Below are 14189 nucleotides of genomic sequence, written 5' to 3'. Positions count from 1 at the left end.
GAGAGATAATTATGGAAATTATTAATTACATTACAGAAAATGCTTTAATTTTAATACCAGTACTTTATATTATAGGTATGATTTTAAAAGGGATTGAAAGAATAAAAGATAAATATATACCATTAATACTATTACCTATAGGGATAGGTTTAGCTATGGCACTTATGGGCATTAATATAAATGCTATAATTCAAGGGATTTTAGTAGTTGGTGTTAGTGTTTATACCAATCAACTTGTAAAACAAATTAATAAGTAGTTTACAGAGTGAGGGCAATCTCACTCTTTTATATTTAAGGAGGAATAGATTATGAAATTAAGAGGTATAGACGTATCACATCACCAAGGGACTATTGATTGGGATAAGGTTAAAAGTCAGATAGATTATGCAATCTTGAGTGTAGGATATGGTGATAACATAACAAGCCAGGATGACAAGCAATTCCATAGAAATGCTAAAGAATGTACTAGACTAGGAATACCATTTGGAATTTATATTTATTCTTATGCAGAGTCAATAGCACAAGCCAAGTCTGAGGCAGATCATGTGTTAAGACTGATTAAAGGATATAAATTAGACTATCCAGTTTACTATGATTTAGAAGATGCCAATACAACAGGGAAATGGTCTAATAAACTTATAGCAGATATGGCGGAGGTATTTTGCAATGCTATAGAAAAGGCTGGTTATTGGGCTGGTATTTATGCAAATACATCTTGGTTCACTAATAAGCTTACGGATAGTCGATTTGACAAGTGGGTTAAGTGGGTGGCTCAATATAATACAACTTGTACTTATAAGAGTAAACATGATATGTGGCAATATGCTAGTGATGGAAGAGTAAATGGTATTAGTGGTAATGTAGATATGAACTATTGCTATGTTGATTATCCTGGATTAATTAATTCTAAAAATAATATAGCTAAACCAGAAAAATCAAAACCTAATACAGATAGTAAAGAGGAAAATAAAATGGATTATATTATACAATATTCAAATGCAGTAGACCAAGCAATAGCAGAGGTAATGGCAGATAGACTTAACTGTCCAACTATAAACTGTTTAAGACCATATGCACATTATGGACAATATAAAACAGTTATTGCAGTAGGAGAGGCTAAGAATAAGAGTGGTTACACAAATGTACTTATTCAGGGGAAAAATAGACAGGAAACGCTGGATAAAGCTATAGCTTATTGCAAGAGTTTAGGGAGATAGATTTAGAGGGTAGTAAGGGTAATTACTTACTATCTTTAATTTTTTATTCATAAATTTAGTATTAAATAATATACATATATTAATAAAAAGGGTTTTTTAAAATTATGTCGAATTATATAGCCTATAATATTAGATACAGTGGGGGTAGGCTAAATGAAAGCTAAGATAATATCTTTTATCAATATGAAAGGTGGAGTTGGTAAAACTACACTATGCTTAGGCGTTGGAGAATATTTAGCACATTATGATAATAAGAAAATACTATATATAGATTTAGATCCTCAATTTAATACCACTCAAACATTGATGAATGAGTATAATTTAGAGGAGGTATATTTAACTAATTATTACCAGAGTAAAAATATATGCAAGATTTTTTCTACACCAAACACTATTGCTGAAAAACCAGAGATACCTAAAGCAGAAGAAGTTATTGTAGAATTAGACAACAGTATACATATAGTACCAGGTACAATTAATCTTATTTTTGAAGATAGTAGGGAAAGCGGTAAAATTAGAAGAGTTAAAAAATTTATTGCTGATAATGAGTTAAGAAAAAAATATGATTATATTTTTATAGATTGTCCCCCAACTATATCACTGTATACAGATGCGGCATTAATAGCTTCAGATTACTACTTAGTACCTAATAGGGTAGATAGATATTCAATATTAGGTATTAAGCTATTAAAGCAAGTTATTGATAGATTAAAAAGCGACTTTGATTTAGACATCAAGCCCTTAGGAATTGTCTATACCATGATTACAAATAGTACCCTTAAAACTACTACGCTGAAAGGGAAATTTGAAGAAGATGATATGGTAAAAGAAATTGGATTATTCAATAATTCCACATCATATGTAAATGATTTATTGGTTGGGTATCAAGGAAATATAGCATCAAAGTATAAAAAGTCTAGGGAAGATATAATCGCTTTAAGTATGGAATTCAAAGAAAGGATAGAGAATGATGAAAAATAACGAATATGATGACTATAAAGTTATTCTTGAAAAACTTAATAATAGAAATTTAGATTGTATTAATTTTATGGGCGTTGTAAGTTATGCTATCTATTCAAAGGAAGTTTTCCCGAAAAATAAGGGGATTGTTGAATTTTTAGATACGGTTTTTGGATTAAAATATCTAGATTATGTTATAAAATCTAGAAGCTTAATAACAGCTCGCGTTACAAGGCATATATTATCTTTGGAAGATGATCAGCTAAGAAAATCAGTTCAAAATATAGTAAATTATATTACAAGTATGCACCCAGAAGTAGAAACAAAAAAGGAAAGCGGCAGGAATAATAATAAAAGTGCAAAGAAAAAGAATGCTAATGAAAAACTAGGTACATGGTTGAAAGGATTGTAAGATGATTGAATTAATGCCAAGACCAGAAATGAATGGTTTAAAAGATGATATTAACCAGTTTATAAGTTTGCTTAATAAAGATAAAACACTACCTGATGAAAAAGAACTTAAATATATTAGCAAAGGCATATTATTTCAAAAAAACTTTTTTATTATTAATAGTAAACATAATATACATTATAAAAATTTTATGATATATGACTTGCTACTAATGATGCATACATTAACACAAAACTCAGTTCTTAATTTCTATAATGCATATAGATCATATATTGAAAATTTTATAAGATCTTTTTTAGATATTAAAGATAATGATGAAACTGGTGTAAATGCACTATTTAAGATGTTTAAAGAGAAAACTAAAGATAATCAAAATATGAAAGAAGTCGCTGACTTTATTGATGGTGAATACTCAAAGTCTTGTGATTATATACATAGCAATATTAGAGCTAAGATGAAAATACACTTATACTACATGGATATTGTAAAGTCAGATGAAATGAATGATGCTAAAATATCAAAATTTATAGGGATGGTAAAAACGTTATTAGTAATGACTAATAGATTAGTGCTAATAATGTTTCCTTTAAAAGTAGAGGCTATATATTATAGGAAATATGAGGAACTCGAATATTTAATAGGTTCAAAGATGTTTAAAAAATATAAACCTAATAAGATTGATAGCTGTAAATAACAAAAATTTAGGAATAGGATTATTACATATAGTGTTTATTATACCAAAGCTCGGTTTAAAGTCTTGTTGTATATGCGAATCTAAAATGGATAAGCAAAATAGTAAAAATGAAATAGTAATTTAATTAAAGGGCCAAGGATTTCTCCTTAGCCTTTTTTTCTTTTGTATAAGCACATGGTTTAAGATGTATTTAGATTATAGACAAAACTATAATATTTAAACATATTTTGTGCTAATTTTTAGAAAAATATATAAGAAAAGGTTGCATTTCTATACTATCCGTAGTATAATTAAAGTATAGAAAGGAGGTAGTAAGGTGCTGAAAGACATATTAGAAATAGTGGTTTTAACACTAACAATAGTAAAACTTCTAAAAGAATTAAAACCAAAGAAAAAAAGACAAAAGAAAAAGCGCCCCCACCAAAGGAAACGCTAAACAAAGGACAGAGGGAAATGCAACTTCCCTCTTCCATCCTTATATATATTATACCAGCACCTTAGAAAAATATGAAGAACAAAATTAATCTTAGTATCGACATAATTGTATTAGTAATAACAGCCATATGGATTTCAGACTTGAGTTTCTCCGATTTAACCACTCTGCAGTATATTGGGTTAGCATTAGCTGTAGTAATGGTAATATTAATGATCATTAAATTTATTAAGAAAGGTGAATAAGTATGAATAATAAAACATCAACACAAACCGAAGCTAATAAGAAATGGCAGCAAAAAAATAAAGAATACTCTAATTATTTGAAAAGTAGAAGTACATCTAGAAGCTTTATAAAAAACAAAGCTACACTAGAGGATTTGGAAGAACTAGAAAAGTTAATTGAAGAAAGAAGAGAGCAATTAAAAAGCCTAGAATAAATCTAGGCGTTTACTTCATCTATAAATCTTTTATGTTATCTAAATCAGATAAATCTTTTCCCGTATATTCATTAAGAAAGCGTAATAGCTCTGCTCTAGTGACTTTAAGTCTTCCTAATTTTAGACCTATTAAAATATTTCTTTTTATAAGTTCTCTTACTGTAGGTTCATCTGTTTTTAAAAGAGTAGCTACTTCAGGTACTGTATAAAGTAATTCATTATTGTTCGAGTCTTCATATTCAATGCTAGGAGCAATTATTTTAATAGGTGGGATATTAATGGATTTACTAATGTCATTTATAATACTTTTCAACTCTAAATCTGATATTTGAATATTAATATTAAAAGAATACAAAATTATCACCTCATTGAATTATTAATTTAAATTAGATTTTAAAATTTTCGGTGGCAATGTCATCAATTTGCCACCCGAGAAAATAACATAGATTAAAAGAAAAAAATATACATTAACCAAATATATTATCTAAGCTCAGCAAAATCAATTTTTAAAACACATATACAAACATAAGTTCTCACATAGTAACTTATAATAAGCATTAAGCAATGCACACGCCGCATGTTGAGACAGTCGTTAGGCTAACAAGGACCAACGGGACGAACTAAGCATTACGAATGTCCATGCAAGGGCTCCCCAAGAATCCGAGCGAAGCGACGGATGATTGGTAGGAGACTACTGCTGAGGCGGGTGTTAAGCTATCTAATAAAGTCTAGTAATATCAATGATTTAAGGCATTAACAACAACAAAATAAAGTGTGTTTTTTCTCCTTCAGAAAGGTTTTCTGAGGGTGATTTTTTTGATTTAAACACAGGGGGGATATTAATACGCAAAAGTATTTTTAAATTTAGAACCTTAGAGAATAGCCATTTCTGGTGCAAAATTTAAAAGTAGTGCATAAAATAAAACCTTGGTTTTTACTACTTATCATATAAATGGTCATATTCAAAAGATAAGTAGTCAAAAATAGGGTGAGGTTTTGTTATGAGAAATAATAGAAGAACCAATATATGGATACAACTTATTGTCGTGTGAGTACAACACTGTGCTCTCAAGGTAAAAGTACACACTCCAGTGCAAAGGATATAGAGAGAATGTGTAATTAATTATGGCGGTACAGAAATGCGTAGAACAGATTAATCGTGCTAAGGCATGATGTGTTAGATGAAGGTTTAAATTATGATTAGTTTAGTATACAATGAGATAAATACTAATCAGAGATATGGGGTAATATAATGAATAAAATATATGAATATGTTAATCAATTTGAGGGTATAAAAAGGGAATGGCTAGAGAAGCTTGTGATATTTATGAGAGAAGAAACTCAATTACAAGAGTGTTTTGATTAAAAGATGCTAACCTATAAGGGTCATAATTTTTATATTGCTTTTGCATCGCAGAAAAATTATTTTTCTTTTTATACAGATGAAGTAAGAGTCCTAGAAATCTTTAAAGCAGAAATACCTTCTACATCACTAGGCAAAAGTTGTGCTAGAATTAAATATAAAGAGCAAGATGCTGTAAATGTAATTATGCATATTATAAAGGAAATTATAGTGATGAACAGAGATACTAAAAAAGATACTGTTTCGAACTTAAATGCAATTAAGAAGTGGAAAGCTATTCCTGAACATGGAAGAAATATATTAATGTCTAATGTATTTTGTCCTAATTGTGGTGTAACTACTTTAAAAGATGAATTCATAATTCATGATGATGGTCCATATGGCATTATCTTAAAAGGAAAATGTAAAAAATGTGGAGAGCAAGTGGCACGTTATATTGAAAGTAATTAAAGAATACAGGAGATTGAAATGAATACAGAAAAGGAAACTTTATATGATATATTTCTAACCTATTCATACAGTGAATTAAAGGAATTATTCAAAAAAACTAAAACAAGAGAAGAACAAGATTTTTACATGAATTTAGCTAATGTAGTATTACAAAGAGAACAGAGAAGGATAATAGGTAATTAGTATACCTAGTTATACAATATTTGCTGGCGTTAATGGAGCTGGAAATAGCCTTTTTTAGTGATGGGAAGCTTATATGGAAAGAGCTCAATACCCCTAAATGGTTTAAGGAAGTTTTATAAAAGTATGAAGAAAACTAAAGTGTTGAGACCGTAGTGAAGATAGAGAAAAAATAAATTTTCTTAATTCACTCTTGATTGACTTTTTAGATGTATAATAGTATAATGATAAAAAAATTGAAATTTGAGGTGAAAAAATGATTAATTTTTCTTGCTAATCTTTAAAGTACATTTAATACAAAGATAAACAGGTGCATTCTGTTTGTTTTGTTGTACTTATGCAAGAAAGTTATTCTTTTTTCTCTTAATATATACACTTGTGTTATGCTATAATGATTAGCCTAACTACGTATATTTATGAGCTGTAAGAATAATTAATTCTTGCGGCTCTTACTTTTTTTATAAATAATTCGAATAAGGAGGATAAATAATATATGAAAAATAAAGACACTTTGCTAACACATGATAATCTCCATATAGAGTCGGATACTGCAGGTGACACTTATATGGAGTAATAACAAGGTCGCCTATTGTTCCGATTTTGTTATTTATACTATTAAATACAGAGGAGGACAAAAATATGTCTTTAATAAATGTTACAAACCTAACCTTTGCTTATGAAGGTAGCTATGATAATATTTTTGAAAATGTAAGTTTTCAAATTGATACTGATTGGAAATTAGGATTTACTGGAAGAAACGGAAGGGGAAAGACTACTTTTCTAAATCTTTTGCTTGGAAAATATGAATATAATGGAATCATTTCGGCTGATGTGACTTTTGAATATTTTCCTTATGAGGTGCAGGAGCAAAGCAATTTCACCATAGATGTCATAAGGGGGATTAGTCCAAATTCAATGGATTGGGAAATAGTAAAAGAATTATCTTTGTTAGATATGGACTACGATGCTTTATATAGACAGTTTTATACACTATCTAAAGGAGAGCAGACAAAAACATTGTTGGCTGCTATGTTTTTGAAAGAGAACTCCTTCTTACTTATTGATGAACCTACCAATCATTTGGATGCTGAAGCTAGGCAAAAACTAAGTAATTACTTGAAAAAAAAGAAAGGATTTATTCTGATTTCACATGATAGGTCTTTTTTGGATAATTGTGTTGACCATATCTTGTCTATTAATAAAACTAATATTGAAATACAAAAAGGAAACTTTTCTTCATGGTGGAGAAACAAAGAATTACAAGATGGTTTTGAGTTAGAAGAAAACGAAAAATTGAAAAAGGATATTAACAGACTTTCTAGCTCAGCAAAACGTACATCTACGTGGTCAGATAGCGTTGAAAGCAGCAAGTATGGAACTACTAATTCTGGGAGCAAATTAGATAAAGGATATGTTGGACATAAAGCTGCAAAAATGATGAAGCGTGCTAAAAATATAGAAGCTAGACAACAAGACATGATTGAGGAAAAATCAAAGCTTCTTAAAAATATTGAATCTAATGAAAGCTTAAAAATAGTACCGCTTACTTTCCATGATAAAAAGCTTGTAGAATTTACAGATGTTGCAATTGAATATGATGATAGAATTGTCTGTGAAGGAGTAAACTTCACTATAGAGCAAGGTGAAAGAATTGCTATTCAAGGAAAGAATGGCAGCGGAAAATCAAGTATATTGAAATTAATTTATGGAGAAGACATCCCCCATAGTGGAATTGTAAGAAAGAATAATAAGTTAATCATTTCCTATGTTTCCCAAGATACTTCAGATTTATATGGTAACTTATCTGATTATGCAGATAAACACTGTATTGACGAGAGTTTATTTAAAGCGATGCTTAGAAAACTTGATTTTTCAAGAGAACAGTTCGAAAAGAATATCGAGGATTTTAGTGGAGGACAGAAGAAAAAGGTATTGCTTGCTAAAAGTTTGTGTGAACGGGCACATTTGTATATTTGGGATGAACCATTGAACTTTATTGATGTCATTTCTCGTATGCAGATTGAGAAATTGTTAATTGAACATGAACCTACAATTTTGTTTGTTGAGCATGATAGTGTATTTTCTGAAAATGTTGCAACAAAAATAATAAAATTGTAAAAGTAGAAATGGAAATTAATATGTTTAATGGGAATATACAAGTAACACACAATAGGCTCCATGCAAAGCCAGATGTTTTGAGCGACGCTTGCATGGAGTAGTATAAGTCGCTAATTATACTGGCTTTGCTTCTTAACTATTAATAGTGAGGAGGAGGCCTATATGAAATATACAAAAACAAAGTATGGAAAAATGAAACAAATAATATCAAATCTAAAATTACCTGATTATAGATATGAGCAGCTTACAAAAGCTATTTTCCATCAAAAAATAGATAGTTTTGATGATATGCATATACTACCAAAAGTGTTAAGGATAGCTTTAGTAAATGAGTTTGGAAGTAATGTATCTAGTGTAATACCTGTTTTTTCACAAGATTCTAAGCAAGCTCAAAAATTGTTATTCGAATTGACTGATGGAGAAAGAATAGAAGCTGTTGGACTAAAGTATAAACAGGGGTGGGAATCGTTTTGTATTTCTTCCCAATGTGGATGTGGCTTTGGATGTGGTTTTTGCGCAACAGGAAGTGCTGGATTTAAACGCAATCTTACTGCCGATGAGATAACTGACCAATTACTTTATTTCTATTTTAATGACCATAGATTGAATAGTATTTCATTTATGGGAATGGGTGAGGCTCTTGCAAATCCAGAGTTGTTTGATGCAGTAAAAATTTTAACTGATCAAAATTTATTTGGGTTAAGTCAACGAAGAATTACTATTTCAACAATTGGCATTATACCAGGAATTCAAAGATTGACCAAAGAATTTCCACAAGTGAATCTGGCTTTTTCACTTCACTCACCATTTGAAAGTCAACGAAGCGATTTAATGCCTATAAATAAAAGATTTCCATTGAATGAGGTAATGAAGACATTAGATAAACATATCATTCATACGGGACGACGAGTGTTTATTGCTTATATTATGCTTGAAGGAATTAATGATTCGAAAGAACATGCAGAGGCAGTTATAGGTTTATTGAAAAATCGTGGTTCATGGGAGAATTTATATCACATTGATTTGATACCTTATAATTCTACGGACAAAACAACTTTTAAATTTCAACCTTCAAGTGCTATCAAGCAATTTTGTAGTATACTAAAGAAAGCAGGTATTAGTGTAACTGTTAGAGCACAATTTGGTTCTAAAATTAGTGCTGCTTGCGGACAGTTATTTTATGAAAATGAATTATAATGTTAGTTAAAAATATTCATTTAAGCAAATAAAAAGTTTAATTTAAAAGATATTGAAGAGTGTTGTATGTCCCTCAAACTTTAAATTTGAGGGACATTTTGGTTAGGATGGGTTAACTTTTATGCAAGACTAAAGATGTTTGTGTAATTAGATCTATTTATATTGAAGTTTATGTGGTATTTTGAGATCATTAAAAGCCTTCGATAAAAATTAATTCTCTTCTTGATTTATAAATTATATATGTTTTTGAAAGTGTAGTAAAAAAATTATTATAGGTGGAATTGATGAATATGGAAATAAAGACGCTACACAAATTACATTTGTCTACAAAACAGGATTTAAGAATAGCTTAAATTAGGATAAATTTAGATCTCAAAGAAAAAATTAAAGAGGCAGACATAGAACTGATTAATTGTATTTACAGCTTTTCGAAAATCAAATTGAAATGATTATGAATAAGAAGGCAACAAAAGCCTGATACAGGTGATGGTCATCAACACCTGCTTAAAGCTTGCGCTAACCACATTATATAAATTAATATAAGCACCACAAAATATAGACACACCCATAATTAATCACTAACTATAAACTCCACAGCATTTAAAGTTTTTTTATCTAAATCTTTTGGGTACCAGTGTCCAATTCCTTTATTAATATGGTATTCATGAGCAAGTCCAACTTCCTTAAATATCTTTAAGAGATGTTGAGCAACTGGGTCAGTGTCCTGATCCCCTTCAAGAATAACTATTTTTGTTTTTCTTTCTGCTAATTTCTTTGTATCTTCAAGTCCAATGATATCTAAGTAATCACCAGGGCATAATGCAATAACTCCTTTTATTGGAATAGTGTTATTAAAAGCCATATCAATAGAGGTAGTTGCACCGCCAGAGAAACCTCCAAATAATACACAAGTTTCATCAATGAAATAGTCTAATAATAATTGCTCATAGCAATCTATCAGTTCTTTTCTTGATAGAGTGGGATCAGTAAGCCAGCCAAAGCTATTATGGAAATACATTTGTGATGATTGAGGATATACAACTATGTATCCTTTTTCTAAAAGTGCATCAGGCTTCCAATACCAGCTAGTATTTTTTATATTGCAATGAAATCCATCACCATGTAAACAAAAGAATAATGGATATTTTTTTGTTGGATCATAGGATTTTGGAAGGTGAACTTCATATTGTAGCTTAGAATTTTCTTTAGCTTGGTGAAGTAGCTTTGTATTTAAATTATTAATAGACTCATATTCAGGGTGGTTTCTTAATAAATCAAAGTTTGGCCAGTGTAGGGGAAATGGATAACCTTTTTCAAGTGATTTTTTTATAAGATTAATACAGCTCTCACTATTATTGGTTTGAGTATATACCCTAGATTCATCGATTATAAGTTCAAATAGATTTTCTTCATATTCATCCTTTGGTAAAAGTTCATTTGCATGAAGGAGTATATTTAAAACTTCATCATACTTTTTTTCAGAGAAGAGTATTGAATAGTATTCTTCAAATTCATAAAAATTTCTATAATTCATAGGAATCTCCTTTAATTAATATTTATTTAAAATATTGCCAATAGGTTAATTATAACAGATAAGGGATTACAGGTATATGGAAAGGTTGGTTATAAGTGTAACATATTCATAAGTTATGAAGTTTATGTAGATAAATAGAAATAACCTTAACATAAAAAACTAATGTAAGTAGCTTTATCCATGCCTGGATGGTAAAATAATAGAGAACTGAAGATGATTAGGGGGAATTATTAAGAAATGAAGAAATTTTTGTCAAGCGTAATTGGAATACTATTTGCTGTTTTAATTTTTGGCATGACCATGATGCCAGAAGATACAAAAAATCAGCAAAATATTGCAAGTAATAAAATTGAAGCTAAAGAAGAGAAGAAAATTGAAGATAGTTCAATGGATAAATCAACTGAAGCAGATAAGGAAACTGCAAGTAATTTAAAGGAAGAATCAAAAAAAGAAACTTCAGCTGTTATCACAGAAGATATATTTTCAGGATATAAGCTGATAGTAGTTGATGGTGGAAATCTATCTGGACACAGAGAACCTAATGTTGTAGTTGACATAGGATTTGGAGATAGAGAATATTATGCTTTTACCAATGAATACGGTCAGCTTGTTAAGGTAATAGCAAAGGAGATAATCTTGCAAGATGATTCAACAGAGCCTGTTAATTCAAGTGGAAGATATTATCAAGATGAAGCCAAAGTGCCAGGAGTTGAAAGTAGGACCTTGGATGAGGGACATGTTATAGCAGATTCACTTGGCGGAGTTTCCAATGCATATAATATAACTCCTCAAAATAGTATCCTTAATAGGCATGGTGACCAAGCTTATATGGAAAAGGTTATTCGAGATGCTGGAGGTTGTACAGAGTTTGTTGCAATAATAACTTATCCAAATACAACTACACAGATACCAAGTCACTATAGCTACACTTATACAATTAATGGCAATGTAATTAATGATGAATTTGATAATGTTAATCCTGATGAATATAATGCAAGTTTAGAAACGAATACTTCAACTAACAGCTCAAATTCTAGTAATAATACAAATACTACTATCAATAATTCAGGTAGTACAAGCAGTTCAGGGAAAGTATATTGGACACCTAACGGAAAGAGCTATCATACTACAAAGGGTTGTTCTACTTTATCTAGAAGTAAAACTATTTTAGAGGGAACAATACAAGAAAGTGGAAAGAATGATCCATGCGATAGATGTCATTAGTTTTTATAGATGCTTGGCTATTTAGACAGGATTTTGATATTGAAAGCTTGTTTCATTTACTTATTGTAAACTAAAGATAGTTTCAGACGAAGAGGTTAAAAAATTCATTGAAAAGACAGGCGTTTGTACTATTTGTGAAGGGTGAAAAAGTGAGCTTGAGCAAATTCTTTCTTCTGTTTGTGGATGCAAGGGTGTTTCACTTAAAACTGTAGTTGATGCTGTTAAAAATGGTGCTAATACTGTAGAAAAAGTTGGTGAAATTACAGGAACAGGTACGGGAGAAGGTTGTGGAAGATGTAAGGTACTTATTGCAAATATAATTGAACTTGGTAGATAAGTGAAATTTAATAATGGGTAGCTAGAAGTTGTTCGTCGATTAGTTAAAGAAAATTGACGAACAATTTTCTTATTAGAATACCTAATTACAATAAATGAATAACTTATTATTAGCCATGTTATTAACCTAGATATATCTAAAAATCTTAGTGATTATTTACATAGAGCTGGAAAAGTTGGAAGAGCGAGAGAAATAGGGGAAGTATTTTCTTTAATCGATAATAGAGAAAAAAATATAGTAAGATGCATGAAAAGAGCTTTAAAATTAATATTAAAGAAAAACATCTTTATAAAGGCAATGTAGAAGAATAATATGACCTTTGTATGAACCTGTCGCAGACAGCCAAATTAAAGATTAATAATTTAAAAACTCCTGTGGGAGTTTTTTCTTTATAGGCTATTATATTGACACCAACACTACTACGTGATACTATATACTAGTAATAAGTAATACTGAATACTGGTCATACAGAATAGCAAGGAGGAGTTACGGTGGAGAATCTTACAGAAATGCTCAAAGGTGTGCTGGAAGGCTGTGTTCTTGAAATCATCAGCCACAAGGAAACCTACGGGTACGAGATCACGCGGCGACTGAACGCCATCGGTTTTTCGGACATTGTGGATGGGACGGTATATACCATCTTGGTGCGGCTTGAGAAAAACGGATTAGTGGAAATTACGAAAAAGCCATCCGATATGGGGCCGCCGCGAAAGTTTTTCGCACTCAACGACGCGGGGCGCAAGGAACTACAGAAGTTCTGGGAAAAATGGGAGTTTGTATCATTGAAAATTAATGAATTAAAGGAGGGTAAATGATGAATTTTTGGGAGAAAATTACGGGAAGCGATATAACTAAAGAATTGAAAACTTTTGAATCGCGAGCCCAAAAGCTACCGGATGACTATCAAGCAGCATGGGAAAAAATTAATGCTAATCTTTGGACACACTCAGATTTCACAGGTCGCAACCTCATGACAATTCTTGACGGTGTGCTTGGCCTGCTCGAAGAAACGGCTGCAGACGGTCAGAGTGTACAAGAGGTTTTGGGTGACGATATCAAAGGCTTCTGTTCAGCGCTGGTCAGCGAAGAAGGGGCAAAGTCTTTTCGTGACAAGTGGCGCAAGCAACTCAACAATAATATCGCTAAAAAATTAGGTAAATAGGAGGATACAATGAGAATACAAGATATCATCGAAGGCAAAAAAGAGTGGCGAGCGCACGTGGCGCGTGTCAAAGTGCTCCCAAAAGATTATCAGATTGTTTATAAAGAGATTCAAAAATATCTCTTTAAGGTTGGTCCTGTTGAACTAACCAACGGTATAGGTTTGCTCTCGGGGATTATCGATCTTTTTGAAGAGGGAGCAGTCTTGGGGAAAGGCGTACTCGAAGTGACGGGTAGTGACATAGCAGCTTTTTGTGACGAGCTAATCAAAGATTCAAAAACTTACGCTGACATCTATCAAGAATCTGTTGATCAAGAAGTTAACAAGGCCATGAAAAAGGTTACGGATAAAACAAAGTAAAAGGGAGATATCTGGATTGAAAACTTCCAATTATTTTGTCCCAGGTGCAGTTACTCACCTATAGGGTTAGATTACACAAAAGGTTATTATGTCAATAACCTTTTGTGTA

Annotated in this window: 19 protein-coding genes; 17 read left to right on the top strand and 2 right to left on the bottom strand. The window is 30.9% G+C overall.

Annotated elements, in window-relative coordinates; translation table 11 throughout:
- The first annotated feature begins 11 nt into the window (after nt 1–11).
- The 7 genes from B3086_RS12465 (at nt 12) to B3086_RS12435 (ending at nt 4155) form a co-directional block, all read left to right on the top strand.
- On the top strand, nt 12–257 hold the full coding sequence (locus B3086_RS12465; RefSeq protein ID WP_346893497.1) for a phage holin family protein: 246 nt from the start codon (nt 12–14) through the stop codon (nt 255–257).
- A gap of 51 nt (nt 258–308) precedes the next feature.
- Nucleotides 309–1217, top strand: coding sequence for a glycoside hydrolase family 25 protein (locus B3086_RS12460; RefSeq protein WP_346893495.1), 909 nt, complete (start codon nt 309–311; stop codon nt 1215–1217).
- Nucleotides 1218–1370: 153 nt separating this feature from the next.
- A complete protein-coding gene (locus B3086_RS12455) occupies nt 1371–2198 on the top strand; it encodes a ParA family protein (protein ID WP_346893493.1) in 828 nt (275 codons plus the stop codon).
- The gene (locus tag B3086_RS12450; RefSeq protein ID WP_346893491.1) at nt 2188–2589 is read left to right on the top strand and encodes a hypothetical protein; all 402 of its coding nucleotides are present in this window, start codon (nt 2188–2190) and stop codon (nt 2587–2589) included. Before B3086_RS12455 ends, B3086_RS12450 begins: the two co-directional genes overlap by 11 nt.
- A 1-nt stretch (nt 2590) precedes the next feature.
- Nucleotides 2591–3283, top strand: coding sequence for a hypothetical protein (locus B3086_RS12445; protein WP_346867124.1), 693 nt, complete (start codon nt 2591–2593; stop codon nt 3281–3283).
- 507 nt (nt 3284–3790) lie between these two features.
- Nucleotides 3791–3961, top strand: coding sequence for a hypothetical protein (locus B3086_RS12440; RefSeq protein ID WP_346877102.1), 171 nt, complete (start codon nt 3791–3793; stop codon nt 3959–3961).
- Nucleotides 3962–3963: 2 nt separating this feature from the next.
- Nucleotides 3964–4155 (top strand): hypothetical protein, encoded by a 192-nt coding sequence (locus B3086_RS12435; protein ID WP_346877101.1) that lies wholly within the window; start codon nt 3964–3966, stop codon nt 4153–4155.
- A 19-nt stretch (nt 4156–4174) separates the two neighbouring features.
- Here the strand turns inward: B3086_RS12435 and B3086_RS12430 are convergent, their stop codons facing one another.
- Entirely contained in the window at nt 4175–4510 is a 336-nt protein-coding gene (locus B3086_RS12430) for a helix-turn-helix domain-containing protein (protein WP_346893489.1), read from the bottom strand.
- A 1014-nt stretch (nt 4511–5524) separates the two neighbouring features.
- On the opposite strand from B3086_RS12430, the gene B3086_RS12425 reads away from it, so the two are divergent.
- From B3086_RS12425 to B3086_RS12410, 4 genes are all read left to right on the top strand, one after another.
- Nucleotides 5525–5968: a hypothetical protein gene (locus tag B3086_RS12425; protein WP_346893487.1), complete on the top strand. Its 444-nt coding sequence runs from the start codon at nt 5525–5527 to the stop codon at nt 5966–5968.
- 18 nt (nt 5969–5986) lie between these two features.
- Nucleotides 5987–6151, top strand: coding sequence for a hypothetical protein (locus tag B3086_RS12420; protein WP_346880089.1), 165 nt, complete (start codon nt 5987–5989; stop codon nt 6149–6151).
- 636 nt (nt 6152–6787) lie between these two features.
- Nucleotides 6788–8266 carry an Lsa family ABC-F type ribosomal protection protein gene (locus B3086_RS12415; RefSeq protein ID WP_346893485.1) on the top strand — a complete coding sequence of 493 codons (1479 nt, stop codon included), beginning with the start codon at nt 6788–6790 and terminating at the stop codon, nt 8264–8266.
- Between the two features lie 162 nt (nt 8267–8428).
- The gene (locus tag B3086_RS12410) at nt 8429–9463 is read left to right on the top strand and encodes a Cfr family 23S rRNA (adenine(2503)-C(8))-methyltransferase (protein WP_346893483.1); all 1035 of its coding nucleotides are present in this window, start codon (nt 8429–8431) and stop codon (nt 9461–9463) included.
- Nucleotides 9464–10034: 571 nt separating this feature from the next.
- Here B3086_RS12410 and B3086_RS12405 read toward each other — a convergent pair.
- The gene (locus tag B3086_RS12405) at nt 10035–10997 is read right to left on the bottom strand and encodes a hypothetical protein (protein ID WP_346893481.1); all 963 of its coding nucleotides are present in this window, start codon (nt 10995–10997) and stop codon (nt 10035–10037) included.
- A gap of 237 nt (nt 10998–11234) precedes the next feature.
- On the opposite strand from B3086_RS12405, the gene B3086_RS12400 reads away from it, so the two are divergent.
- The 6 genes from B3086_RS12400 to B3086_RS12380 all read left to right on the top strand — a co-directional run bounded on the left by B3086_RS12400 (nt 11235) and on the right by B3086_RS12380 (nt 14080).
- The gene (locus B3086_RS12400) at nt 11235–12221 is read left to right on the top strand and encodes a DNA/RNA non-specific endonuclease (protein WP_312061156.1); all 987 of its coding nucleotides are present in this window, start codon (nt 11235–11237) and stop codon (nt 12219–12221) included.
- 163 nt (nt 12222–12384) lie between these two features.
- Nucleotides 12385–12558: a (2Fe-2S)-binding protein gene (locus B3086_RS12395; RefSeq protein WP_312061160.1), complete on the top strand. Its 174-nt coding sequence runs from the start codon at nt 12385–12387 to the stop codon at nt 12556–12558.
- A gap of 105 nt (nt 12559–12663) precedes the next feature.
- Entirely contained in the window at nt 12664–12861 is a 198-nt protein-coding gene (locus B3086_RS18040; protein WP_414632292.1) for a helicase-related protein, read from the top strand.
- A 188-nt stretch (nt 12862–13049) separates the two neighbouring features.
- Complete coding sequence (locus B3086_RS12390) at nt 13050–13373, top strand: PadR family transcriptional regulator (protein ID WP_312061155.1); 324 nt, start codon at nt 13050–13052, stop codon at nt 13371–13373.
- A complete protein-coding gene (locus B3086_RS12385; protein WP_312061159.1) occupies nt 13373–13720 on the top strand; it encodes a DUF1048 domain-containing protein in 348 nt (115 codons plus the stop codon). Before B3086_RS12390 ends, B3086_RS12385 begins: the two co-directional genes overlap by 1 nt.
- A gap of 9 nt (nt 13721–13729) precedes the next feature.
- On the top strand, nt 13730–14080 hold the full coding sequence (locus B3086_RS12380; RefSeq protein WP_312061154.1) for a DUF1048 domain-containing protein: 351 nt from the start codon (nt 13730–13732) through the stop codon (nt 14078–14080).
- The last annotated feature ends 109 nt before the right edge of the window (nt 14081–14189 follow it).

This window comes from Clostridium sp. UBA871 (assembly GCF_002295255.1).
Taxonomy (GTDB): domain Bacteria; phylum Bacillota; class Clostridia; order Clostridiales; family Clostridiaceae; genus Clostridium_J; species Clostridium_J sulfidigenes.
This window is presented reverse-complemented; position numbering and strand designations above follow the sequence as displayed.

What these genes read in the sequence shown, in the direction of transcription:
- B3086_RS12465 (WP_346893497.1), top strand. Translation starts at nt 12, where the DNA reads ATGGAAATTATTAATTACATTACAGAAAATGCTTTAATTTTAATACCA.
- B3086_RS12460 (WP_346893495.1), top strand. Translation starts at nt 309, where the DNA reads ATGAAATTAAGAGGTATAGACGTATCACATCACCAAGGGACTATTGAT.
- B3086_RS12455 (WP_346893493.1), top strand. Translation starts at nt 1,371, where the DNA reads ATGAAAGCTAAGATAATATCTTTTATCAATATGAAAGGTGGAGTTGGT.
- B3086_RS12450 (WP_346893491.1), top strand. Translation starts at nt 2,188, where the DNA reads ATGAAAAATAACGAATATGATGACTATAAAGTTATTCTTGAAAAACTT.
- B3086_RS12445 (WP_346867124.1), top strand. Translation starts at nt 2,591, where the DNA reads ATGATTGAATTAATGCCAAGACCAGAAATGAATGGTTTAAAAGATGAT.
- B3086_RS12440 (WP_346877102.1), top strand. Translation starts at nt 3,791, where the DNA reads ATGAAGAACAAAATTAATCTTAGTATCGACATAATTGTATTAGTAATA.
- B3086_RS12435 (WP_346877101.1), top strand. Translation starts at nt 3,964, where the DNA reads ATGAATAATAAAACATCAACACAAACCGAAGCTAATAAGAAATGGCAG.
- B3086_RS12425 (WP_346893487.1), top strand. Translation starts at nt 5,525, where the DNA reads ATGCTAACCTATAAGGGTCATAATTTTTATATTGCTTTTGCATCGCAG.
- B3086_RS12420 (WP_346880089.1), top strand. Translation starts at nt 5,987, where the DNA reads ATGAATACAGAAAAGGAAACTTTATATGATATATTTCTAACCTATTCA.
- B3086_RS12415 (WP_346893485.1), top strand. Translation starts at nt 6,788, where the DNA reads ATGTCTTTAATAAATGTTACAAACCTAACCTTTGCTTATGAAGGTAGC.
- B3086_RS12410 (WP_346893483.1), top strand. Translation starts at nt 8,429, where the DNA reads ATGAAATATACAAAAACAAAGTATGGAAAAATGAAACAAATAATATCA.
- B3086_RS12405 (WP_346893481.1), bottom strand. Translation starts at nt 10,997, where the DNA reads ATGAATTATAGAAATTTTTATGAATTTGAAGAATACTATTCAATACTC.
- B3086_RS12400 (WP_312061156.1), top strand. Translation starts at nt 11,235, where the DNA reads ATGAAGAAATTTTTGTCAAGCGTAATTGGAATACTATTTGCTGTTTTA.
- B3086_RS12385 (WP_312061159.1), top strand. Translation starts at nt 13,373, where the DNA reads ATGAATTTTTGGGAGAAAATTACGGGAAGCGATATAACTAAAGAATTG.
- B3086_RS12380 (WP_312061154.1), top strand. Translation starts at nt 13,730, where the DNA reads ATGAGAATACAAGATATCATCGAAGGCAAAAAAGAGTGGCGAGCGCAC.